This is a genomic window from Mycolicibacter nonchromogenicus (genome assembly GCF_002101775.1).
Lineage (GTDB): Bacteria > Actinomycetota > Actinomycetes > Mycobacteriales > Mycobacteriaceae > Mycobacterium > Mycobacterium nonchromogenicum.
In genome coordinates, this window is sequence record NZ_LQPI01000087.1 from 17279 (window position 1) to 38762 (window position 21484).

Here is a 21484-nt window from a genome sequence, read left to right on the forward strand (position 1 = left end):
TAAGCCGGATCGGTCAGACCCAAATCGCTTCTGCCACGACATTGCCGAGGTAATAGGCACTCAGCCCGCAGATCAAGGTCAGCACCAGATTGGCCAGTGCATACAACCGCGCGCCCACACCGGCCAGCTGCAGCGTCTCGTAGGAGAAGGTCGAGTAGGTGGTCAGCGCTCCGCACAGGCCGGTGCCGATCAGCAGGTGCAGCCGGTGATCGGCGGCGCCGGTCAGCGCCCCCAGGATCAGGCTGCCGATCACATTGGCGGCCAGCGTGCCCCACGGGAAGGTGGAATCGTGGCGGGCTTGAACGAATCGGTCCGTCAGGTAGCGCAGCGGCGCCCCCACCGCGGCGCCGGCCATGACCAGCAGCCAGGTCACTGGCCGGCGGGGGTTCGTCCGACGTGCCGGACGACCTCGACCTCGTCCAGCATGATCAGCCCCTCGGTGACCAACTCGTCGAGTTCCGGCAGGAACGCCCGGACCCGTTCGGGGGCGTCGACGATGATGACCGAGACCGGCAGATCTTCCGACATCGACAGCAGCCGGGTGGTGTGAATGGCCGAGGAGGCGCCGTAGCCCTCGACGCCGCGAAACACGGTCGCGCCGGCCAGACCGGCGCGCCGAGCCCGGTGCACGATCTCGCTGAACACCGGCTTGCCGTGCCAGGTGTCACTCTCGCCGAGTAACACCGTCAGGCGCAGTGCGCGTCCGTTGAGTTCGCTCATGCTGTCCTCCTGATGACCAGACGACGGGCGAGGCTCGCGGCGGTCCAGGTCGCGATCAACGCTGCCACCGGCGTGACGAGTAGGTAGACCAATGCCCGGACGGTCTGTCCGGAGGCGATCATGGTGTCGACGTCGCCGGCGAAGGTGGAAAACGTGGTGTAACCGCCGAGCACGCCGGTACCCAAGAACGGACGCAGCAGCCGATGTCCGACCCACAGCTCGGTGATCGCCACCATCAACACGCCCATCAGCGCACACCCGCTCACGTTGGCTGCCAGTGTGGCCCAAGGGAATCCATCGAACGGCAATGCCAGCGCTACGGCGTAGCGCGCGCACGCGCCGATGGCGCCGCCCACGGCGACGGCCGCGACTACTGGCGCCTGCTCATGCACCGGAGCTGTCGTGTCCCTGCGACGCGGCGGCCTCCCGGGTGATCTGCTCGAACTGTGCCGCCATGGCTTCGGCCAGCACTTTGGCCGCCGACAGCGGCCGGACCATCACAACGAAGTCGTCGATCTTGCCGTCGTCGTCGAGATGCAGGAAGTCGCATCCGGTGAGCCTTTTGCCGCCGACAGATGCTTCGAAGATCAGGGCGTGGTCGCGCCCTGAGGGGTCACCGATCTCGCGCACGTAGCGAAAATCCTCGAACACACGCATCACCGCCCGCAGGATCGCCGCGGTGATCGGCTTGCCCGGGTAGGGCTTGAACGCCACCGGACTGGTGAACACGACATCGTCGGACAACAACGCCTCGATGGCCGCGGCGTCACGGGCCTCGACGGCTTGCCGGAATGGGTGCATGCCACGCCTCCGCTGGTCAGTTGGTACGACTGACCCTCACGGTAGACCCATCGACGGTCGCCGCCGAGGACACCTCGGCGCGGGCGGGCCGCAGCACCGCCACGCTGGCCATCGACCCCGGCGCGGTTTCGGCGCCGGCCTCCGATGCCTCGCCCCGCCCGGCCGGCAGCAGGCGCGGCGCCGCGGCGATCGCCAGGACCGCGGTGCCGGCGGCTCCCAGCGCCTGCGACCAGCCCAGCGGCCCGACCGGGACACAGCCCAGCAGCTGGCTGATGCCGGGCAGGCTGATCATCGCGGCGAAAGCCGCGAAAGAGCCTGCCGCGGTGAGCAATACCAGCGGAGCGCGGGAGTCGACCAGGGTCTGGGCGAGCTCGGTGGTGACCAGGGTGATCAACGCAACAGTGGCGGCGCGTTGGGCGCGGCCCGGCACCGGAGTAAGGCTGGCCATCCCCCATGCGGCGCTGGCCGCGGCCCCGGTGATCGCCCCGCGGACCGCGACGGCACGCATCAGGCTGCGTTCGTCGATGCCGTGCGCCACCCGATGCGAGGAACCGGCGGGCGTGCTGACCGCGACCGCGGTGGCCGGCAGCGCGTCGGTCAGCATGTTCATCAGCAACAGCTGGCGATTGTTCAGCGGCGAGGTCCCCGACAGCGCGGTGCCGATGACACCGAAGATCACCTCGCCGACGTTGCCGCCGAGCAGACCGGTCACCGCCAGCTGCACGCCGCGCCACAGTCGCTGGCCCTCGTCGATGGCATCCACCAGGGCGCCGATGCGTCCGTCGGTCAGCACGATGTCGGCGGTGAGATGCGCCGAGTCGCTGCCGCGCGCGACGACACCCAGGCCCACACTGGCGGCCCGGATCGCCGCCGCGTCGTTGGCGCCGTCGCCGACCATGGCGCAGACCCGTCCGCTGCGTTCGAGGGTCTGCACGACCTGCACCTTGTTCTCCGGGGACATCCGGGCGAAGATCACCCGCTCTGCGACCGCGCGTTCCTGGTCCCTGCGGGACAGTGCGTTCCACTCCGCTCCGGTGATGACCTGATCGGCCGTGACCGGCACGCCCAATTCCGCGGCGATCGCGGTGGCGGTGACGGGGTGATCACCGGTGATCAGCCGGATCCCGACGCCCCGCTCCGCGAGGTCGGCCAGCAGTTGCGGCGCCTCGGCACGGGGGGTGTCGGAGATGCCGAGGAGCCCGGTGAGGGTCAGCCCGGCCTGGCACAACCCGGCGAGGGCATCCGGGTCATCGGCGAGAGACCTCACCTGCGCGGGCGTCAGCCGGCGCTGAGCCACCGCGATCACCCGCAGCCCGCCGGCCGCCAGTTCGGCGACCGGCGCGTCGCTGTCCGGGACCAGGCCGGTGCAGGCGGCCAGCACGACTTCCGGCGCTCCCTTGATCATCAGCTCCCTGCCCAGCACTGACGCCGAGAACGCCCGGCCGGAGCGGAAGGGCAGGTGCGCATCCGGGGTGGTCCACAACGGTTCCCCGCCCGCGGATATCCCGGCGGCCGCCTCGGTGACGGCCTGGTCGGTGGCGTGTGTGTGGGGATCGCCCTCGGGCGCCGGCGCGGCGTTGGCCGCGCACCGCAGCACATCGTCGTGCGAGTGGCCGCCGACCGGGTACACCCGGGTGACCCGCAGCCGGTTCTCGCTGAGCGTTCCGGTCTTGTCGAAGCAGACCACCTCGACCCGGCCCAAAGCCTCCACCGAGCGGGGAATGCGCACCAGCGCACCGGAATCGGTCAGGCGCTGGGCCGAGGCATGTTGAGCCAGGGTGGCCATCAGCGGCATGCCCTCGGGCACCGCCGCCACCGCGACCGCGATCGCGTTGCCCAGGGCCAGGCGCAGCCCACCACCGCGCAGCATCCCCAGCAGACCCACCATCAGCCCGCCGGCTGCGCTGGCCGGAAACGCTCGGCTCATCAGCTGGCTGAGCTGATGCTGCAGGCCGACCACCGGCAGATCCCCGGCGGCCAACTCGGCCGCGCGACGGACCTGGGTGTCGGCACCGACGGCGGTCACCACTGCCCGTGCGGTGCCGGCGACCACCGTCGTGCCGGCGTAGAGCATGCACCGGCGTTCGGCGAGTTCGGCGCCGGGTGTCGGCGCGGTCTGCTTGTCCACCGACAGCGATTCGCCGGTGAGCGAGGATTCGTCGACTTCGAGGTCGGTGGCCTCGATCAGCCGGGCGTCGGCGGGCACCACCTCGTTGCTGCGGACCTCGATCACGGTGCCGGGGATCAGGCGATCCGCGACGATCTCCACGTAGCGATCGGTGCCCGGTTCGACGGTGCGCGCCGGTGGGGTCTGTTGGGCCAGCAGTCGGTTCAGCCGGTTCTCGGCCTGCAGCTGCTGGGCGGCTGCGAGCATGCAGTTGCCGATCAGCACGGTGCTGACCATCATCGCGTCCACCGGCGAGCCCAGCATGGCGGTGGCCACCGAGCTGAGCGCCAGCACCGGCATCAGTGGATCCGACAGCTCGGCGCGTACCGCCTTGATGAACTGCCACGCCAGGTGCGGCGGCGCGGTGTCGAGTTCGGCGACGGCACAGCCGGGGTCGGGGACCGGCAGCTTCTGGCGGACCTCCTCGAGTGACATCGCGTGCCACTGAAAAGCGGGTGCGGGTCGTGGCGCCGGGGTTCGAGCCACCTGGCGCGCCAGCAGATATCCGGAGAGCAAGCCGGTGGCCGCTCCGGCGGTGACCGGACCGGGCCCGCTGTTGCCCCGGCCGGCCTGCACTCCGGGAACCATCAGCAGTGCACCGATCGTCGATGCGCCGGTGGACAGTGAGATGCCGCGCTGGGCGGCCGCGCGCGCCGCCGGTATCGCATGCAGCACCCGCCAGGCGCCGGCCAGGTCGGCCAGCAGCAGATCCGCTTCCCACGGCGGTGGCGTTTCCGCGTCGTCGTCGGGCACGATTCCGAGGCTCACATCGGCGCACGCGAGCGCCCGCGCACCGGTGGTTGTCAGCACCGCGACGGTGCGGCCGTCGCGCTGGCGGGCCGTCACCGCGGCAGCCAGCGCCTCGTCGAGTCGTTGGTCGTCGGCGGCGACCTCGACCGGGGCCAGCTCGTCGAACGCGGGGCGCAGTTCACCCAGGGCCTCGACGTCGAGTGTGACCAGTTCCGCGCCGGACGCGCGCGCCTCGGCCAGCAGCGCTGTCGCCATTGGGTGGCGGGTGGCAGTCACGCTGTAGAGCAACCGCGGATCGACGACGACGGAGTCCACGCGGTCGAGTCGCCGCACGCCCTCGGGGCGCAGGGGCAGCGCCGAATGCTGTTCGACCAACGACCGGCTAAGAGTGGCCGCGAACGATTCTGTGGTGGTGCGCATGGCTTTCGGGCCGGCGACCACGGCCGCGGTGGCTGCGGTGGTCACGTTGCGGGTGAGCGCACCCACCAGGCCGGCCCCGAACAACTGGACGTAACCCGCCCGACGTCCGTGCCGGTCGACCGCACCCTCGGGCAGGGGCACCGGCCGCGACGGCACGTGGGCCTGCGCCTGGTCGGCGTGGCGGGCCAGGTAAGGCTCGTGGCGGACCCAGGCCTGCGCCGCGGCCTGGGATTCGGCGGCTTTGACACCCTGCAGGGCCAAGTCCACGGCCAGCGTGGCCGGCGACAGGGTGGCGATCCGCGCCCCGGTGGAGATCAGCGACAGCACCGTGTCGGCCGGGCCCCGGCCGATGCGTTCGGCGAGCTGCCGGCGCAGCCACGGCTGGTAGTTCGCCAGCGCCGCCACCGCGTCGACGGTGATCGGTGCGTGCGGCAGCCGCAGGGCGCGCCCGGCGAACGCGATGCCCAACCCGGCGGCGTTGACACCGACCATCACGCCCCGGGCCATCAGCAACAACCCGTCGCCGGGCAGGACGGTGGCCGGTGCGGCACCGATCGCAGCGGGCCTGCCATCGGCTGGTCGGCAGGCACGTTCGACCCCGGCGATCAGGCGGCACAGGTCATTCAGCGATATCTGCTCACCGTCGACGGCGAGCCCCACCACGACCCGCGACAACGGGCGGTTCAGCCGCGCCGACACCACTCCGGGTTCGGCGACCAGCGTGTCGAGCACCTGCTGTCCGAGATCGGGGCACTCGTTCAAGCCCCGGACTTCGATCCAGGCGCGGTTCGCCCCCCGCCAGGATCTGCGGGTCAGCGTCGCCGTGGTGGATTCGCCGGACAGCACCCGGGTGACTTCACGGACCGGCAGCGCGGCGACCTGCAGCCCGGCCGACGTGATGGCCCCGACGGCCTCGGTGGTGGCCGATGCGGTGCGGGCCGCCGCGCCGACGGCGGCTGACGCCGCACGAATTCCCAGGGTGGCCGGGCGCAGCAGCAAGGAGGTCGAAAACAATTCGGCAGCAACCAATCCTGTGGTCTGACGGCGAGCCTGTACTTCCACCCGCCAGGCGGCCAAAACGCCGCGTGAACTGCCCAATTCTGACCACACTTTGTCAATTGCGCAACTATACGAATGTGTCGTTCGGCGAATTCCGCTGTGGGGGTTAGGACACAATGAATGCCGCCATGGCAAAAGATGAAGAACGGCCGTCCGAAGAATTCAGTTCAGGCAACCCGCTCGACGAACCGACCCCGCCCCAACTCGCCTCTGCCGCGAGCACGTTCGCGCTACTCAGCAGCCCCGCACGCCTGCACGTGATGTGGCTGGCCGCCCAGGACGCCTACGACGTGACCACCCTGGCCCGCCGGGCGGGCATCAATGTCGCCACCATGAGCCAGCACTTGACCAAGCTGCGACTGGCCGGGCTGATCAATGCACGGCGCGAAGGCCGCCACCACATCTACACCGTCGATGACCCGCACATCGTGACCCTGCTTCAGCAGATCTTCGCCCACATCGCTCCGGACGGAACCTTGGCTCCCGACCCGCCGCGCCGACCGTGAGACCCGGCGGCCGGCTTGCCACCGCGCCGCTCAACGTGGCGCAGATCACCGACCAAAGTCCCGAGATGACGTGATCGGCAACACTTTCCCATTTTTTACAATCGGCCATTGGATAACGTCTGGCTCCATGAAAGACCCCATACTTGTCCTTCCGGTGCTCGCCGGAATCCTCGGGCTACTCGTCTTCGGGTTTCTGGCACTCGAGGTCGTGTTCCACCTCGGCTGAACCCTCAGGACGGCGACGGCACTGCACCCGCGCCGGAGAGCGCCTCGATCACCTCACGCGCCACGCGATTGCCGGACTCGATGGCACCCTCGAGATAACCCGGATGGTCGTGTGCCGTCTCGGTGCCCGCCCAGTGAATGTCACCGACCGGCGTGCAGGGGATCGGCGCAATGCCGTCAGTGGTCCCGGGCCGGGGCAGCGCGGCGTAGCCACCGCCGACGTACTCATCGAGATGCCAAGACTTTTCGTGCCAGCTCGCCGGATCCAGGACTTCGGGCCCGAGGTAGGCGGCCAACACGCCGAGCACCGCATGGCGCCGATCGGCGGCATCGAGTCGGTCGAGTTCGCGTGCTTCGGGTCCGCCCACGAGGACGCACAGATGGCCTGGACCGTCCGGTGCGCTGGTGTCGTACACCACCCTGCCGGGCGGGTCGAGAATCAGGAACTCGCCACCGGCGCGCTCTCTCCAGAACGGCTGCGCATAGACCGCCACGGCCTTGTACACCGACCCCATATAGGTCTCCGCGGCCAAGGCGGCCCGGCGGGGCGGCAGTGCAGGGTCATAGGTGATCCGGCCCGCGATCGGTGGCGGAGCCGTCACGATGACCTTGGCGGCGACGACGTCGCCCGCGGTGGTGTGCAGCCTGATGGCACCGTCGCGGCCGACGATCGAGGTGACCCGGTGACCCGGTCGTACCCGCGGGCCGAGTTCGGTGGCCAAACCATCGATCAGCCGCCCGATCCCTTCGGCGACCAGGGACTCCTGAGCTCCGCCGGCCGTCGACAACATGGTCCGCAGTCCGCCCAGTTGGCGGACGCTCTGGGCCATCGCGTGAACGGAGAACCGATCCAGGTCGGCCGTCCAGGAGATGAGCGCCAGCACTTCGAGCAGTCGTCGGGTCCGCCGGGGCACGCGGCGCAGCCCCGCCGCGACCGTCGTGTCATTCCACCGCTGGGTGTTGGCGAAGCGTGACCAGACGTCGAACCCGGCGAGCACCACCAGGGCCGACAGTTGCGCCGGCGTCACGGAGGCCAGCCTGCGTCCTCGCTCGATCATGACGGGCATCGGCTCGGTGTGCATCCGAAACGACGTGGCACCGAATTCCGAAGCCAGCGCCTTGATCCGGTGATGGTCATGGCCGATCCACTGACCGCCGAGGTCCACCGCCGACCCCAGGGCGCTGATCTGGGTCAGGGCCCGTCCGCCAAGTCGATCCGCGGCCTCCAGAACAAGCACATCGATTCCGGCCCGGTGCAGATCGCGCGCAGCGGTCAATCCCGACATTCCCGCGCCGACTACGGCCACCGTGGTGACCTCCGCCGCGTCCTCCGGATTCATGCGGGAACTAACCGGCCCGCCACACCCGCAATGCCGCGATGATCATCGGGATCTGCAGCGGCAACCGCGCGATCGCTCCCGCCCTCAGCCAGGGTTTGGCCCAGAACAGCCGCACCGAGTGCACGTTCGCCGGGTAGACCGCGACAAACAATGCCGCCGCGGCCAAAGCGGCCTTACGACGGGTGCGCGGCACCAACAGCAGGGCACCGATGACGAGTTCAGCGACCCCCGACACATAGGTGTAGGTGCGGGCGCTGCCCGGCAACTCCGGCGGGACGATCGCGTCGAACGGTGCGGGCAAAACGAAATGTCCTGCGCCGGCGCCCAGCAGCAGCCCGGCCAGGCCCCGAGCGGCTTTGACGGCACTTGACTGTCCGGACGGTGCTGAGCTCATCGTTCGATGGTAGCCAGCGGTCACCGGGTTCCGGTGCCGAAAAGTACGGCTGCCATCAGGGCATGGATCCGGGCCCGTTGCTCGGCACGACCGTCGAAGTTAACCAGGCGTCCTATATCGACGACTAGGGCAAGAGCGGCGTGGACACGGAAGACCGCTTCGGTTTCGCCGACGCCGACCTGGCTCACCAGGTGCGCCCACTCGTCGACGTTCTGCCGCTGCAGGCCGCGCAGTTCGACCCGGTCGGGCTCGGGCAGGTTGGCGAACTCGGCGAAGTAGATGTTGATCAGCTCGGGCGCGGCGAACGCCAGCGCGGTGTAGCGCTCGGCGATGCGCAGGGCCGCCTGCCGCGGACTGGTCGACTCGGCCAGCGAATCGGTGATGGCCATCAACACCCGGGCGTTGGCCCGATGGAACGCGACGGCCAGCAGGGCCGCCTTGCTCGGGTAGTAGCGATACGCGCTGGAGCCGTTCAGCCCGGCGGCGGTGCCGATCTCCTCAATGCTGACTTCATAGAAGCCGCGCTGGCCGAACATCCGGATGGCCTCAGCGAGCAGCCGTTCCCGCTTGGACGTGCTGGGCAGACCCCGCTCGGGCCGGCGCGGTGCGGGACCTGACGGCCCCGGGGGCAGCTCGACGGTGAGCACCGACCAGCACAGCGTTGACAGCAGTTCCTGAAGTGCGGCGGCAGGCAGCCGCGTTCGGTGCGCGGAGATGCTGCCGATCACGCTCAGGACCGCAGCAGCCAGGATCGCGATGTCGGCCTCGGGAAGTCCCGGACGCAGCACCGCCAGCGGTTCGGCGATCGCGGCGTTGAGTGCGTCATAGCCGGCCCGGATGTCCCTGCGGTCGGGCGACTGCAGGTAGCGCCGCTCCCACCGATAGAACGCGCCCTCGCGCCGAGTCCCGATCGTGGTCTCGATCAGCGCGGTGGTGATCGCGCGTAACCGCTCGGGCGGCGGCCGGCTCGGGTCGTCGGCGGATCGCGCGGCGGTCACCAGCGCCCCCGCCGTGTACTGGGCGGTTGCCACGAGCAGCGCGTACTTGTTGGCAAAGTGCCGATACAGGGCGGGTCCGGAGATCCCGACCTCGGCGGCGATCTCGTCGACCCCGACAGCGTGGTAGCCGCGCTCACTGAATGCACGGGCCGCGGCACGCACGATCTGCGCCTTGCGGTCCTTGGGGCGACGCGGCATCGCGGCCGGCGCTCCCGCAGCCATGGAAGACGCCATTTGCACCCCCCTGTTGACTGTTGGACCCGCCGCCCATACGTTAACCACAATTTACATTTTCATCCACGGAGGAAGTGACGTGCTGCAATCCCGGTTCATCGAAGGGCGGGTCTGACCGTGTCCGAGAACGCCAGCTCCGCCAAACTCACCACGACGCGCGACGGCCGGGTGTTGCGGGTGACGATCACCAATCCCTCGCGGCTCAACGCGATCGACTACGCCACCATGAACGGCATCGGTGATGTCATCTCCGGCGCGGCCGACGACCCGGGGGTGCGGGCCATCGTCATCACCGGTGAAGGCAAGGCCTTCTGCACCGGCGCCGACCTGTCGGCCACCGCCGGCGGCGTGACCCCCGAGGAGGTGATGGACTGCGCCGCCCGGCTGGTCACCTCGGTCGTCGAGACCCCGGTGCCGGTGATCGCGCGGATCAATGGGCCGGCCGCCGGTGTCGGGGTGGGTCTGGCGCTGGCCGCGGACCTGATCTATGCCGCCGAGAGCGCCTACTTCCTGCTGTCGTTCACCAACATCGGCCTGATGCCCGACGGCGGCACCACCGCCCTGGTCGCGGCTGCGGCCGGACGGGCGGTGGCCAACGAGATGGCACTGCTCGGCGAGCGACTGTCCGCCACCGCCGCCCGCGATGCCGGCCTGATCAACGCGGTGCTCGGCGAGGCAGAGCTGGACGCCCGGGTCAACGAGGCCGCCGAGAAGCTGTCGCACGGGCCGCGTCGCGCCCTCGAACTGACCAAACGCGCGCTCAACGCCACCAACCTCGCAGCGCTCGAGGATGCGCTGGCCCGCGAGAAGGCCGGCCAGGTGGAGCTGCTGGGCTCCCCCGACTTCTTCGAGGGTGCCACCGCGATGCTGCAGAAGCGGAAGGCGGTGTTCGGCGAATGATTCCCCAGCCGCTGCGGTCGCGCCGCAACCACTGGATGAACCAGGTGGCCAATCACGCCGAGATGCGCTCGGACGACGTGGCCTTCCGCTGTCGTGGCGTCGACACCACCTGGCAGCAGCTGCACGATCGCTCGCAGCGTCTGGCGGATGCCCTGTACCGGCGTGGCATCAGATTCGGTGACCGCGTGCTCATCGTGATGCTCAACCACACCGAATACGTCGAGGCGACCCTGGCGATCAACGCCTTGGGGGCCATCGCCGTACCGGTCAACTTCCGCCTCACCGACCCCGAGATCAGCTACATCGTCACCGACAGCGGCGCCAAGGGCGTCATCACCGATCAATTGCTCGCACCGCTGATCGAGGCCGTCCGCAAGAGCACCCCCGGACTCGATGTGGCCGTGGTGCTCGGCGATGACTACGAATCGCTGATCGCCGAACCCGGTGACCCGCACCCCGGTGCCGATGTCCCCGAGGACACCCCGGCGCTGATCATGTACACCTCGGGAACCACCGGAAGTCCCAAGGGCGCCATCCTGTCCTACTCGAACCTGCTGGCCCAGTCGCTGACCTGCATTCAGGCGCTGCAGACCCGCCCGGACAGTGTGTACTTCTGCGCCTCGCCGATGTTCCACATCGCCGGCCTGGGCAGTATCGCGCCCAACCTGATGCTCGGCACCAAGACGGTGATCCAGGAGCTCGGCGCGTTCAATGCCTCCGACACCCTGGATGCCTGGGAGCGCGAGCGCGCCACCTCAGTGTTCCTTGTGCCGGCACAGTGGCAGATCATCTGCGCGGATCCGACTGTGCGGGAAAGGGATCTGGCATTGGAGGTGATCAGCTGGGGGGCGGCCCCCGCATCAGATGCGGTGCTGCGGGCCATGGCGGAGACGTTCCCCAACGCGCTCAACGTCGCGGTGTTCGGCCAGACCGAGATGTCCCCCATCACCTGCGTGCTCAACGGCGCGGACGCGATCCGCAAACTCGGCTCGGTGGGCAAGGTGATCCCGACCATCTCGGCACGCATCGTCGACGAGAACATGAACGACGTATCCCCCGGCGAGATCGGGGAGATCGTCTACCGCGGGCCGACCATGATGCAGGGTTACTGGAACAAGCCCGAGGCGACCGCCGAAGCGTTCGCCGGCGGCTGGTTCCACTCCGGTGATCTGGTCCGCGTCGACGACGAGGGCTTCATCTACGTCGTCGACCGCAAGAAGGACATGATCATCTCCGGCGGTGAGAACATCTACTGCGCCGAGGTGGAGAACGTGTTGTTCGATCACCCGCTGATTCGGGAGGCGGCCGTGATCGGGCGTGCCCACGACAAGTGGGGCGAGGTCCCGGTGGCCATCGTTGCCGCCGAGCCCGGCGAGGAGCCGCTGACCCTGGACGCCCTCGAGCCCTTCCTCAACGAGCGCCTGGCCCGCTACAAACACCCCAAGGAACTGGTGCTGGTGGACCAGTTGCCGCGCAACGCCAGCGGCAAGGTGGTCAAGCCACAACTGCGCAAGCAGTACGGCTAGCAGCCGCGGCGATCTCCGGTATCCGGGTAGCGTCAAGACATGGGTCTGGTCTATTCCAGCGAGATCGAGGCGCCGCGTGACGAGGTCTTCGCCTGGCACGCCAGGCCGGGAGCCTTCAGCCGCCTGAGCCCGCCGTGGCAGCCGATGCGCCTGCAGCACGAAGCCGAGTCGCTGCGCGACGGCGTCGCCGAGCTGGCCCTGCCCGGCGGACTGCGCTGGGTGGCCGAGCACCAGCCCGCCGGTTATGACCCGCCTCGGCAGTTCGCCGACGAAATCGGCCGCCGGGGCCTGGCGTCACTGCCGGTGAGCTTGGTGATGACGTGGCGGCACATTCACGAGTTCGACGAGCTCGGTGCCGGCCGGACGATGATGACCGACCGGGTCGACACTCCGGTTCCCGGGAAACTGCTGCGGCCGATGTTCAGCTACCGGCATCGCCAGCTCGCCGATGACCTCGCTGCCCACCAGCTCGCCAAAGCCCATGGCCTGCAGCCCCTTACGGTGGCTGTCAGCGGCGCCTCCGGGCTGGTGGGCTCCGCGCTGACCGCGTTCTTGACCACCGGGGGCCATCGGGTGATCCGGCTGGTGCGGCGGCCCGCAGGTAATCCCGATGAGCGGCAGTGGAATCCCGACGACCCGGATCCTGACCTGCTGGCCGGAGTTGACGCCGTAGTGCACCTGGCCGGGGCATCGATCGCAGGACGATTCACCGACGCGCACCGGAGCGCGATCCGCAACAGCCGGATCGGGCCCACTCGCAGACTCGCCGAGCTGGTCGCCGGCACCGCCGCGGGACCCACCACCCTGATCTGCGCGTCGGCCGTCGGCTACTACGGCTACGACCGCGGAGACGAACCGCTCACCGAAGACTCCGAACGCGGCGAGGGCTTTCTGGCCGACGTCGTCGCGGACTGGGAAGCCGCGCTGGCACCCGCGGAGCAGACCGGGACGCGCGTGGTCCGCGTCCGCACCGGCATCGTCCAGTCGCCGCGGGGCGGGACGCTGCGCCTGATGCGGCCGCTGTTCGCCGCGGGCCTCGGCGGCCGGCTCGGCAGCGGCCGACAGTGGCTGCCGTGGATCGGGATCGACGACCTCGTCGACATCTATCACCGGGCCCTGTGGGACACCGGATTGTCGGGACCGGTGAACGCGGTCGCTTCCCACCCGGTACGCAACAGCGAATACACCGAGACGCTCGGACAGGTGCTGCGCCGTCCCACCCTGCTGCCCGTCCCGGCACTGGGCCCCCGGTTGCTGCTCGGCGCCCAAGGCGCCCGTGAACTGGCCTGCGCGAGCCAGCGCGCGGTGCCCGCGCGTCTGGCACAGGCAGATCATCGTTTTCGCACACCGGAACTCGCGCCGGCGTTGCGGCATCTGCTGGGCCGCGCCGACACCCGCTAACGGCGGTTGACAGGTACCACGATCTCGTTGCGGCGAAACAGCGGAATCGTCCACGGCGGATCGTAGAACCAGGCCTGCGGGGTTCCGCTCGGTTCGAACACCGTGTCCTTCAGGGCGTCGAGCAGTACTGCAGTGTGCGCTTGCACGGCGTCGCGACCGCGATCACCGGTGAAGGCGTGCACGGCGATGGTCTCGGCCGGAACGACCGTCAGCCGCACCGTCAAATCATCCGGTTCCGGCAGCGATTCCAGGCTGACGCCAGCGGGCATGAAGAAGCGGATCGCCCATTGTCCGGGGCCGCTTGCCTGCTGGGCGACTGGAGAGGTCATGGCGATCCGCTCCCCCGCCGCCTCCTGGGCGACCGGGGCGGTCATCGCGAACTTCGTTCGGGAGTGATTGCCACCGAAGATGTATCCGGCCAGCCGCCGAAAGCCCGCATTGCGGACCGCTTCCTCATCACCTTCGACGAGGGTCTCGGCGACCACCCGCTCACCGTAGCGGCGAATCTCCACGTGAGGGATCCGCTGCTGCACGGTGTAGGCAGGCTCAGCGGTACCGGTCCTGATTCCGACCACTGATCCGACGGCGGAGGCAGCGGCCTTCGCCATCCCCAGCGGACCGCTCACAGCGGGTACCCGCTCATCCGGTCTGTCAACGTAGCCCCCTTGCTCGCCGCTAGTCACCCACTGTAGCCCGAGCCCGGGGACCTACTCCCCCAGCGAATCCAGCTGCTGGTAGCGGCGCAGGGCCTCCAAGCGCTCGTGACCATGGTCGACGATCGGGTCGGGGTAGTCGGGCGGACGCCCGTGGCGCACTAGATGCGGATCCTCGACATCGGCCAACTCCGCAACCCAGCGACGTATGTAGGTTCCATCCGGGTCGAACTTGCGGCCCTGCACCGTGGGGTTGAAAACCCGGAAGTACGGAGACGCGTCGGTGCCGGTCCCCGCACACCATTGCCAGCCATGCTGGTTGTTGGCCAGATCGCCGTCGACCAACTGGTCCAGAAACCAGCGGGCACCCCACTGCCAGGGCAGGTGCAGATCCTTGACCAGAAACGAAGACACCAACATTCGCGCGCGATTGTGCATGAAACCGGTGGCGAGCAATTCCCGCATGCCGGCGTCCACCAAGGGAAACCCCGTTGTCCCGGCCTTCCAGCGCGCGAACAGCCGGTGCGCCTCGGCATCGGTGTCGGTCTGAATCGAGTCGAAATCGGAGTTCCAGTTCTGCCAGGAACTGCGGGGCCAGTGGTGCAACACCGCGGCGTAGAAGTCCCGGAACGCCAACTGCCGCAGATACGCCGCGGCCCCAGCGCTGTCGGGGCGCAGATCGGCGGCCATGGTGCGTGGGTGGATGTTGCCGAACTTCAGGTAGGCCGACATCCGACTTACCCCCTGGCGCCCCAGCAGGTCGCGATCCTGGTCGTAGCGGTCTAACCCGCTGGCCACGAACGCTTTCCACTGTTCCTGCGCGGCTGCTTCGCCGGCCGGGAGTTCAGCCCGTCCAAAGTCGGGGATCTGCACCGGTTGGGCTGTCTTGCCCGACAGCGTGGTGGGATCGATCGCGTGCGCCACCTCCGGCCGTGAGCGCGCCGGACGGGGCCAGCCGTGCTCGCGCCACCGCCGAAAGAACGGCGTGAAAACCCGATACGGGCTGCCGTCGTCTTTGACGACCCGGCCCGGCGACACCAGGTAGGGCGATCCCGTGGCCACCAAAGGAATCTCGCCGAGAGCGGCTTGGACCTGCGCGTCCCGGCGGCGTCCGAACGGTGCGAAGTCTTGCGAGACATGCACCGCCGTCGCCGAGATCTCGGTGGCCAACTGCGGGATCCGGTGCTGTGGCAGCCCGCGAGTGACCAGGAGTCGGCCGCCGAGGTCATCGTTCAGACGGCGCAGACAGTCACCGAGGAACTGCAGTCGACGCTGCCCTGACGAGGCCTCCAGCCGCGGGTCCAACACGAAACAGCACAACACCTGCGAGTCCTCGGCCACCGCGGCCGTCAGGGCCGGCAGATCATCGACCCGCAGATCACGGCGGTACCACAGCAGGGCCGGCATTCGGGGCTGGACCTCAGCCGTCAGGCCGGTGACAGCGGCAACCGCAGCGCACCCGGAGAACCCTCTGGGACGGTCGGGCGACGCGGCACCACCGGCCCGATGCGCCGATACGGCTGGCCCAGGGCGGGGCGGGGGTCGGGCTCACCATTGTTGGGCCACAACGCCATCGCCCTTTCGGCTTGCGCGGTGATGGTGAACGAGGGGTTGACGCCCAGGTTGGCGGTGATGGCCGACCCGTCGACGATGTGCAGTCCGGGGTGGCCGTAGACCCGCTGGTACGGGTCGACGACCCCGGTGTCCGGGGACTCGCCGATCGGACAGCCGCCGATGAAGTGCGCCGTCAACGGGATGTTGAGTGCGTCCAGGTAGGTGCCGCCGGCCATTCCGCCGACCTTTTCGGCCATCCGGCGCGCCACGTCGTGGGCCGTGGGAATCCAGTCCGGATTGGGTTCGCCCACACCTTGTTTCGCGGTCATACGAGTGCCGAACAGGCCACGCTTGCGGTAGGTGGTCAATGAATTGTCCAGCGACTGCATCACCAGCACGATGATCGAGTGCGCCGAGGCGTTGCGGGGAAACATGCTGTGCAGCATCATCGCCGGGTGGCGTGCCATGGTCAGCAACAGCCGGGCGAAACGCCACGGCCCACCGTCAACCAGATGGGTGCCCATCATCGACAACAGATTGGATCCCTTGCCATAGCGGCACACCTCGACATGGGTGTTGGCCTCCGGGTGGATCGACGAGGTGATCGCCACGCCTTGGGCGAAGTCGTCACGGTCGGGTGCGAACACCACCGGGACCTCTTCGGAATTCGTGCGGGTCAGCTCACCCAGGCGCGGTGAGAGGTTCGGCAGCGATCCGGTGTCACGCAGCTTGTGCAGCAGCCGCTGGGTGCCCAGCGAGGCCGCGGCGAACACCACCTGCCGGGCGGTGAAGTCCCGCTTGTGCTTGCGCACCCACCGGCCGGTGCGCTCAGTGCTGACCACGTAGCCGTCGCCGTCGGGCCGCACATCGGTGACCGCCGTCATCGGATGGATTTCGGCGCCGGCACGCTCGGCCAGATAGAGGTAGTTGGTCTCGGTGGTGTTCTTGGCGTTGTGCGGGCAACCGGTGAAGCACTGCGCGCAGCCGATGCAGCCGGCGCGGTCCGGGCCTGCCCCGCCGAAGAACGGATCCGGGACCGTCTTGCCGGGCTCGTCACCGAAGAAGACGCCGACGTTGGTCGGGTGGTAGGTGTCCTCGACGCCCAGATCGCGGGCCACCGCCAGCAACACCTCATCGGCCGGGGTGGTGTGCGGGGTGGGCGTCACCCCCAGCATCCGCCGAGCCTGTTCGTAGTACGGCGCCAGCTCGGACTTCCAATCGGTGATGTGCGCCCACTGCGGATCGTGATAGAAGCGTTCCAGCGGTTCGTAGAGGGTGTTGCCGTAGATCAGCGACCCGCCGCCGACCCCCACCGCACTGGCGATGAACGTCTTACCCAGCACGGTCAGCCGTTGCGGGCCGAAGCAGCCCAGTTTCGGCGCCCACATCGCCTTGCGCACATGCCAGTTGTTGGGCGGGAAATCGGTCGGAGCCCAGCGGCGGCCCATGTCCAGCACCCCGACGCGGTAACCCTTCTCGGTCAGGCGCAGCGCTGCCACGCTGCCGCCGAATCCCGAACCGATCACCACAACGTCGTAGTCATATGTCATCTCGGCGATCCTCGGTCGGGGCGTCATCCGCAGTGGGATGTCTGGGATGGCAGATCAGGTCACCGCGAAATCTATCCCGCCGAGTCGCCGCGTGGGGGCACAAGGAGAACAAGCGACACCACCGAGATCAGACTGAGGCCCACCGCGTTGAGTGCCGCGTCGCGGGGACCGTACATGTGCAGCATGCCGAGGTGATAGATCAGATGCAGCACATTGAAAGTCGACCAGCTGACGCCCGCGACCACCACGACGGCACGATTGCGCACGTAGTACAGGGCCAGCGCGCTGAGCAGCGCCAACCCGGTGAACATGCTCCCGACGTCTTTGACCAGATGCTCGTTGTACGGGCCGAGCACCGGCAGCCAGCTCATACCCATGCCGGGGAACGTGGTGTACCAGTGCAGCGGGGCAAAGTACGCCCACAGACCGAGATTCAGCCCGAAAATTGTCAGGACGATCAGACACACGCGATGCACGGCGAGGTTCATACCCACTTGACGACGCAGCGGGCGATTGTGTGACGACATGGCGCTCACCGGGAGGCCGGAACGTGTTCGTCCAGCCACTCGGCAAAGGTCTGCCGACCGCGCGGCCCCGGTTGCGTGGGCAGTAGCGCGCCCCCGGCCATGCCCTTTCCGACCGCCCCGGGAACCCTCAGGCCGATGACTGCTCGGCGCCGGCCGCGCCGCCGGACCACTTGTCGGACCATGTCGACGACGGACTCCACGCGCGGGCCGGCGAGTTCGGGGGCCATCTGCTGGGGTTCGCCGGTGACCAGCCCGCACAGGTGTGCGGCGACTTCGCTGACCGCGATGGGCTGCGACTGCATCTTCGGGACCACCGCGAAGGGGCCGGGCATCTGCGCCAGGAGTTGGTCGGCGAATTCGTGAAACTGGGCGGCCCGCAGGATCGTCCACGGGACGTCACCGGCCTTCACCAACTCCTCTTGCCGCAGTTTTCCCGAGTAGTAGCCGCTGGTGGCTCGGTCAATGCCGATGATCGAGAGGGCGACGTGGTGGCGAACTCCGGCGCGCTGCGCGGCGGCCAGCAGGTTGGTGGTCGCCGCGCCGAAGGCGGCCTGTGCCTTCTTGGCATTCATGGCCGCGAAGTCGGAGACATCGACGATGGCCTCGGCGCCGTCGAGCGCGGCATCCAGGCCGGTATTTTCCAGCAGGTCCACCCCGTGGGCACGGGCGAGGATCACCGGCTGGTGGCCTTGGCTGTGCAGGTGCTCGACCACCTGGCGTCCGGTCTTGCCGGTACCGCCGGCAACCGCGATCTTCACAATGTTTCCCTTCCGGCATGGCTGAGCAATACCGTAGTGACCAGGTTCCTGGTCGTGTGCGGACGTGTTGGTAGCTACTAGCTCAGTCGAGTACTACCACCATTTTTCCGGCGGTCTCGCCATTTTCCATGAGCCGATGTGCGTCACGGATCTGGTCGAAGGTGAACACGTTCGAGGGGGCGGCGTCGAGACGACCGTGGCGCACCTTGTCGGCGATGTCCTGCAGTGGCACATCCGACAGCGCAAAGCCGGGCGCCATCCTCGCCTGGGACGCCCTGCGGATCTCGAGCCCGGGGCGCCTGCGACCCTGCGCCAATGCCGACTGTCAACTGTTCCTGATTGATCGCAGCAAGCCCAACACGGCCCGGTGGTGTTCGATGGCCATCTGCGGCAACCGGATGAAGGCACGCCGGCATTACCAGCGCAACAAAGCCACCACCCGCGACTGAGCTCCCAACGCGCCCCCGGCAACGTGCGCTTCAACCCTCCGAATTCCCGGATCAGGTTGCAGCACAGCTATTTCACGCTACTGGCCCCCGCAGGACTGGCCGCGATACAGCCCCTTCAAGCACGCCTCGGACTCAGGGGCGGAAGTCACCCAAGCTGGGATCGTCGGGTTCCTCATCGGCGTCGAGCCATACCAGGTGCTCTGGCTGGAACCATCGGTTGAGTAGGAGGCGCAGCGGCACCAGCATCGCGATGAACAAGGGGAACAGGATTCCCGCCGGGCTGCTCTTGAGGATCCACAACACCACCAGACAGAGCAGCTGGACCATGGTGAAGCGACGGATGATGTTCCAGGGAACATGACGAACATAGTGGGTGTCGGGGTACAGGTTGGGGTCGGTCAACCACAGCTTCAACCGCGCGTAGAATTCCGTCCCGTTGAGGGTGGCAATACCCATGAACAGGAACAGGCCGAAAAGCACCGCCATCGGAATCTGCTTGATCAGCGGCAACATGAAAACCGAGGCCGCGATCAGGATATGAATGACCAGCGGGGACACTCGATTTTCCCGGACAGCCACGATGCGTTCGACGCCGTTGTCTTCCACTTTGGTGGTCGCCAGACTCTTGACGTGATTGAGGGAATGGACGGTGGCCGCCACAATCCAGGGCAAACCGAACACCGAGCACACCGCGGTGATGACACCGACCACAGCCAGGTCCTGGTGATAGCCGAAGCCTTTTTGTAGCGCATGTGAAGGGCTGTTGACCAGGCGCGTCGTGATGTTCTGATCGAGAAACAGCAGAACGGTGACCAGGATTGCCGGCCCGAGGCAGGCGACTATCAGCCAGACGGGCAACGAGAACATATCGACGAGCCAGGGCCGGCCGCTGGTGGTGCCGAAATGGTCGGGAGCGGCGACCGCCTCCACCTCGACCTCCGGCAACATCAAGGCGAATATCGTCATCACCGCGATGGCGATCGTGGGCCCGAAATCTGCCACGAATTCCCGGAACCCGCGCTGCAGATACCTGGTCTGCAGGAAATTCTTGAAGGTGCGGGCCAGCAGGAACGTGCCCAATGCCAGGACCACAGTCATCAAGGCGGTCGCATCGTTGCGTGGCGACTCCGTGAAGGTTGACAACACCGAGTGTGCCGCTTCGACAATGAAGATGACGGCGATGAGGACGGCGAAGATCTCATCGATGAATCGGGTGAAGAACTTCATCAGCGCACTGGCATCGGTCACCACGAGGAGGAGCATGAGAATGCCCGACCAGACTCCTACCCAGGCATAGACCGGCAAAAAGGGAACATCGAGACTCCGGCATATCGAGTACAACAGGCCCGTGAAGATGACGATGGGTCCGGTGCCGCCCAGCAACGTCAGAGGCTGCGCAGAAGAAAGCGCGAACAGGATTCCGCCGATGCCGGTCACCACGATCATTTCCACGACGCCGATCTCGCCGCCGGTCACGACACTGGTGAGGCCACCGAAGGCAACGGCGTTCGCCAGGCAGGCGAAGAAAAGAAAACCTACCGACGCTATGACTTTGGAATGCAACCCGTCCTTGAAGTCGCTGCCATAAAAAGGCAGCCTTCGCCGTATATCCGCCCGAAGCCCCCCGCCCAGCCCGCCGGTAAAGGCCAAGGGGTCGACCTCGCGTGTTGGTGGGGTCTGCGACTCGCCGCTCCGTTTGGTGGACACGCATCGACCCTATTTCACGTTCACCGCCTCAGCCATGTGGCACACACGACATGAATCCCCACGGAGAGGCCCGGAGGCCTCCCTTGTGAAGGTGGGAGTCGTGCCGAAGCGGGCAAGCGCCCTATTGTCACGGCCCGAGATGGCGGCGGAACTGCGAAGGCTGATCTGCACCTACCCAACGGCGCAGTCACGCACGCACCGCAGCCCTCATGGGGTCACGTGGGCACTTCCGGCAACACTGATCGGCGCGTCACCAACCGCCCGTCCAGAGCTCCCCCGCCGACCCGCTAGAGTTTCAGACACCTATCCTTCCCCGCCCCCGTAGCTCAGGGGATAGAGCACGGCTCTCCTAAAGCCGGTGTCGCAGGTTCGAATCCTGCCGGGGGCACTCTTTTTCGCCATCACAGCACAAATTGAAGTCGTGCAACATGCTGCGGCCATGGCTCCAAGCAAAGGCAGCCAGATCCCCCTTCACCGCCGTCGAAGAAACTCCGTTTCCCGTCGGGGCTGACCCCAGCCACGGAGCGGTCGGGAGTCCAATTTCTCCTATGAACAACGTCAAAATTTCCCGGGAAAACCCTATTTCGCAGACCCGCCCTCGCTCGTAGACTCAGCTGCTATGAGACAACCGCCAGTACGGGGACCAGCAGGGAAAGGGAAGAATCATGGGAAATTGGAAAGATGTGGGCAGCCTTAGCGTATTGGCAGCCGGGCTGGGGATCGGCGCCGCACTAGCGACCACGCCCGGGGTCGCTTTCGCCGGCCCCTCTGTCAATGGCCAAGTGGAAGTCCCCGCTGGTGGCCAGATAAAAGTACCCACCCCGTGCGGTGATTCTTAGGTCGGC

19 protein-coding genes, 1 tRNA gene and 1 pseudogene are annotated in these 21484 nt (G+C 67.7%); 6 read left to right on the forward strand and 15 right to left on the reverse strand.

Going from position 1 to position 21484, the window contains the following annotated elements; translation table 11 throughout:
• Positions 1-13 precede the first annotated feature (13 nt).
• The 5 genes from crcB (AWC18_RS19975) to AWC18_RS19995 are packed head-to-tail and all read right to left on the reverse strand — an operon-like array spanning position 14 to position 5872.
• Positions 14-373, reverse strand: a complete 360-nt coding sequence (crcB, locus tag AWC18_RS19975) for a fluoride efflux transporter CrcB (protein WP_085139870.1) — start codon at positions 371-373, stop codon at positions 14-16.
• Positions 370-720, reverse strand: a complete 351-nt coding sequence (locus tag AWC18_RS19980) for a putative PII-like signaling protein (RefSeq protein ID WP_064998583.1) — start codon at positions 718-720, stop codon at positions 370-372. Before AWC18_RS19980 ends, crcB (AWC18_RS19975) begins: the two co-directional genes overlap by 4 nt.
• On the reverse strand, positions 717-1112 hold the full coding sequence (crcB, locus tag AWC18_RS19985) for a fluoride efflux transporter CrcB (protein WP_085139871.1): 396 nt from the start codon (positions 1110-1112) through the stop codon (positions 717-719). Before crcB (AWC18_RS19985) ends, AWC18_RS19980 begins: the two co-directional genes overlap by 4 nt.
• Positions 1105-1521, reverse strand: coding sequence for a nuclear transport factor 2 family protein (locus AWC18_RS19990; protein WP_076048763.1), 417 nt, complete (start codon positions 1519-1521; stop codon positions 1105-1107). The genes crcB (AWC18_RS19985) and AWC18_RS19990 overlap by 8 nt, the downstream gene beginning before the upstream one ends.
• Before the next feature lie 16 nt (positions 1522-1537).
• Positions 1538-5872 (reverse strand): HAD-IC family P-type ATPase, encoded by a 4335-nt coding sequence (locus AWC18_RS19995; protein ID WP_420093371.1) that lies wholly within the window; start codon positions 5870-5872, stop codon positions 1538-1540.
• A gap of 173 nt (positions 5873-6045) precedes the next feature.
• Here AWC18_RS19995 and AWC18_RS20000 point away from each other — a divergent pair, with 173 nt between their 5' ends.
• A complete protein-coding gene (locus tag AWC18_RS20000; protein ID WP_085139886.1) occupies positions 6046-6423 on the forward strand; it encodes an ArsR/SmtB family transcription factor in 378 nt (125 codons plus the stop codon).
• A 230-nt stretch (positions 6424-6653) separates the two neighbouring features.
• Here the strand turns inward: AWC18_RS20000 and AWC18_RS20005 are convergent, their stop codons facing one another.
• The 3 genes from AWC18_RS20005 to AWC18_RS20015 are packed head-to-tail and all read right to left on the reverse strand — an operon-like array spanning position 6654 to position 9602.
• The gene (locus AWC18_RS20005) at positions 6654-7988 is read right to left on the reverse strand and encodes a flavin monoamine oxidase family protein (RefSeq protein WP_085139872.1); all 1335 of its coding nucleotides are present in this window, start codon (positions 7986-7988) and stop codon (positions 6654-6656) included.
• 7 nt (positions 7989-7995) lie between these two features.
• Positions 7996-8382 carry a DoxX family protein gene (locus AWC18_RS20010; protein WP_085139873.1) on the reverse strand — a complete coding sequence of 129 codons (387 nt, stop codon included), beginning with the start codon at positions 8380-8382 and terminating at the stop codon, positions 7996-7998.
• A gap of 20 nt (positions 8383-8402) precedes the next feature.
• Positions 8403-9602: a TetR/AcrR family transcriptional regulator gene (locus AWC18_RS20015; protein WP_234806607.1), complete on the reverse strand. Its 1200-nt coding sequence runs from the start codon at positions 9600-9602 to the stop codon at positions 8403-8405.
• A 129-nt stretch (positions 9603-9731) separates the two neighbouring features.
• Here AWC18_RS20015 and AWC18_RS20020 point away from each other — a divergent pair, with 129 nt between their 5' ends.
• From AWC18_RS20020 to AWC18_RS20030, 3 genes are read left to right on the forward strand one after another with little or no spacing between them, the layout of a single operon-like run.
• Positions 9732-10514: an enoyl-CoA hydratase gene (locus tag AWC18_RS20020; RefSeq protein ID WP_085139875.1), complete on the forward strand. Its 783-nt coding sequence runs from the start codon at positions 9732-9734 to the stop codon at positions 10512-10514.
• Entirely contained in the window at positions 10511-12040 is a 1530-nt protein-coding gene (fadD5, locus tag AWC18_RS20025) for a fatty-acid--CoA ligase FadD5 (RefSeq protein ID WP_085139876.1), read from the forward strand. Before AWC18_RS20020 ends, fadD5 begins: the two co-directional genes overlap by 4 nt.
• Before the next feature lie 39 nt (positions 12041-12079).
• Positions 12080-13441, forward strand: coding sequence for a TIGR01777 family oxidoreductase (locus tag AWC18_RS20030; protein ID WP_085139877.1), 1362 nt, complete (start codon positions 12080-12082; stop codon positions 13439-13441).
• Here AWC18_RS20030 and AWC18_RS20035 read toward each other — a convergent pair.
• From AWC18_RS20035 to AWC18_RS21270, 6 genes are all read right to left on the reverse strand, one after another.
• Positions 13438-14049: an SOUL family heme-binding protein gene (locus AWC18_RS20035; RefSeq protein ID WP_085139887.1), complete on the reverse strand. Its 612-nt coding sequence runs from the start codon at positions 14047-14049 to the stop codon at positions 13438-13440. The genes AWC18_RS20030 and AWC18_RS20035 overlap by 4 nt on opposite strands.
• 99 nt (positions 14050-14148) lie before the next feature.
• Positions 14149-15501: a cryptochrome/photolyase family protein gene (locus AWC18_RS20040; protein ID WP_085139878.1), complete on the reverse strand. Its 1353-nt coding sequence runs from the start codon at positions 15499-15501 to the stop codon at positions 14149-14151.
• 20 nt (positions 15502-15521) lie between these two features.
• Positions 15522-17198 carry a GMC oxidoreductase gene (locus AWC18_RS20045; RefSeq protein WP_085139879.1) on the reverse strand — a complete coding sequence of 559 codons (1677 nt, stop codon included), beginning with the start codon at positions 17196-17198 and terminating at the stop codon, positions 15522-15524.
• Positions 17199-17269: 71 nt separating this feature from the next.
• Positions 17270-17725, reverse strand: a complete 456-nt coding sequence (locus AWC18_RS20050) for a hypothetical protein (protein ID WP_234806608.1) — start codon at positions 17723-17725, stop codon at positions 17270-17272.
• A 5-nt stretch (positions 17726-17730) separates the two neighbouring features.
• Positions 17731-18483 carry an SDR family oxidoreductase gene (locus tag AWC18_RS20055; RefSeq protein WP_085139881.1) on the reverse strand — a complete coding sequence of 251 codons (753 nt, stop codon included), beginning with the start codon at positions 18481-18483 and terminating at the stop codon, positions 17731-17733.
• Between the two features lie 82 nt (positions 18484-18565).
• Positions 18566-18742, reverse strand: coding sequence for a zinc-binding dehydrogenase (locus tag AWC18_RS21270; RefSeq protein WP_064998606.1), 177 nt, complete (start codon positions 18740-18742; stop codon positions 18566-18568).
• On the opposite strand from AWC18_RS21270, the pseudogene AWC18_RS21275 reads away from it, so the two are divergent.
• Positions 18738-18932 (forward strand): annotated as a pseudogene (locus AWC18_RS21275) (CGNR zinc finger domain-containing protein); the annotation flags it as partial. The gene AWC18_RS21270 and the pseudogene AWC18_RS21275 sit on opposite strands and share 5 nt — an antisense overlap.
• Before the next feature lie 132 nt (positions 18933-19064).
• On the opposite strand, the gene AWC18_RS20065 reads toward AWC18_RS21275, so the two are convergent.
• Entirely contained in the window at positions 19065-20639 is a 1575-nt protein-coding gene (locus AWC18_RS20065; protein WP_085139883.1) for a sodium bicarbonate transporter family protein, read from the reverse strand.
• Between the two features lie 315 nt (positions 20640-20954).
• On the opposite strand from AWC18_RS20065, the gene AWC18_RS20070 reads away from it, so the two are divergent.
• Positions 20955-21027: transfer RNA gene (locus AWC18_RS20070), tRNA-Arg, on the forward strand.
• Positions 21028-21484 lie beyond the last annotated feature (457 nt).

Coding starts and splice junctions, on each gene's coding strand:
- AWC18_RS19980 (WP_064998583.1), bottom strand. CDS start 720: ATGAGCGAACTCAACGGACGCGCACTGCGCCTGACGGTGTTACTCGGC.
- AWC18_RS19990 (WP_076048763.1), bottom strand. CDS start 1,521: ATGCACCCATTCCGGCAAGCCGTCGAGGCCCGTGACGCCGCGGCCATC.
- AWC18_RS20000 (WP_085139886.1), top strand. CDS start 6,046: ATGGCAAAAGATGAAGAACGGCCGTCCGAAGAATTCAGTTCAGGCAAC.
- AWC18_RS20005 (WP_085139872.1), bottom strand. CDS start 7,988: ATGAATCCGGAGGACGCGGCGGAGGTCACCACGGTGGCCGTAGTCGGC.
- AWC18_RS20010 (WP_085139873.1), bottom strand. CDS start 8,382: ATGAGCTCAGCACCGTCCGGACAGTCAAGTGCCGTCAAAGCCGCTCGG.
- AWC18_RS20015 (WP_234806607.1), bottom strand. CDS start 9,602: ATGGCTGCGGGAGCGCCGGCCGCGATGCCGCGTCGCCCCAAGGACCGC.
- fadD5 (WP_085139876.1), top strand. CDS start 10,511: ATGATTCCCCAGCCGCTGCGGTCGCGCCGCAACCACTGGATGAACCAG.
- AWC18_RS20030 (WP_085139877.1), top strand. CDS start 12,080: ATGGGTCTGGTCTATTCCAGCGAGATCGAGGCGCCGCGTGACGAGGTC.
- AWC18_RS20035 (WP_085139887.1), bottom strand. CDS start 14,049: ATGGCGAAGGCCGCTGCCTCCGCCGTCGGATCAGTGGTCGGAATCAGG.
- AWC18_RS20040 (WP_085139878.1), bottom strand. CDS start 15,501: ATGCCGGCCCTGCTGTGGTACCGCCGTGATCTGCGGGTCGATGATCTG.
- AWC18_RS20045 (WP_085139879.1), bottom strand. CDS start 17,198: ATGACATATGACTACGACGTTGTGGTGATCGGTTCGGGATTCGGCGGC.
- AWC18_RS20050 (WP_234806608.1), bottom strand. CDS start 17,725: ATGTCGTCACACAATCGCCCGCTGCGTCGTCAAGTGGGTATGAACCTC.
- AWC18_RS21270 (WP_064998606.1), bottom strand. CDS start 18,742: ATGGCGCCCGGCTTTGCGCTGTCGGATGTGCCACTGCAGGACATCGCC.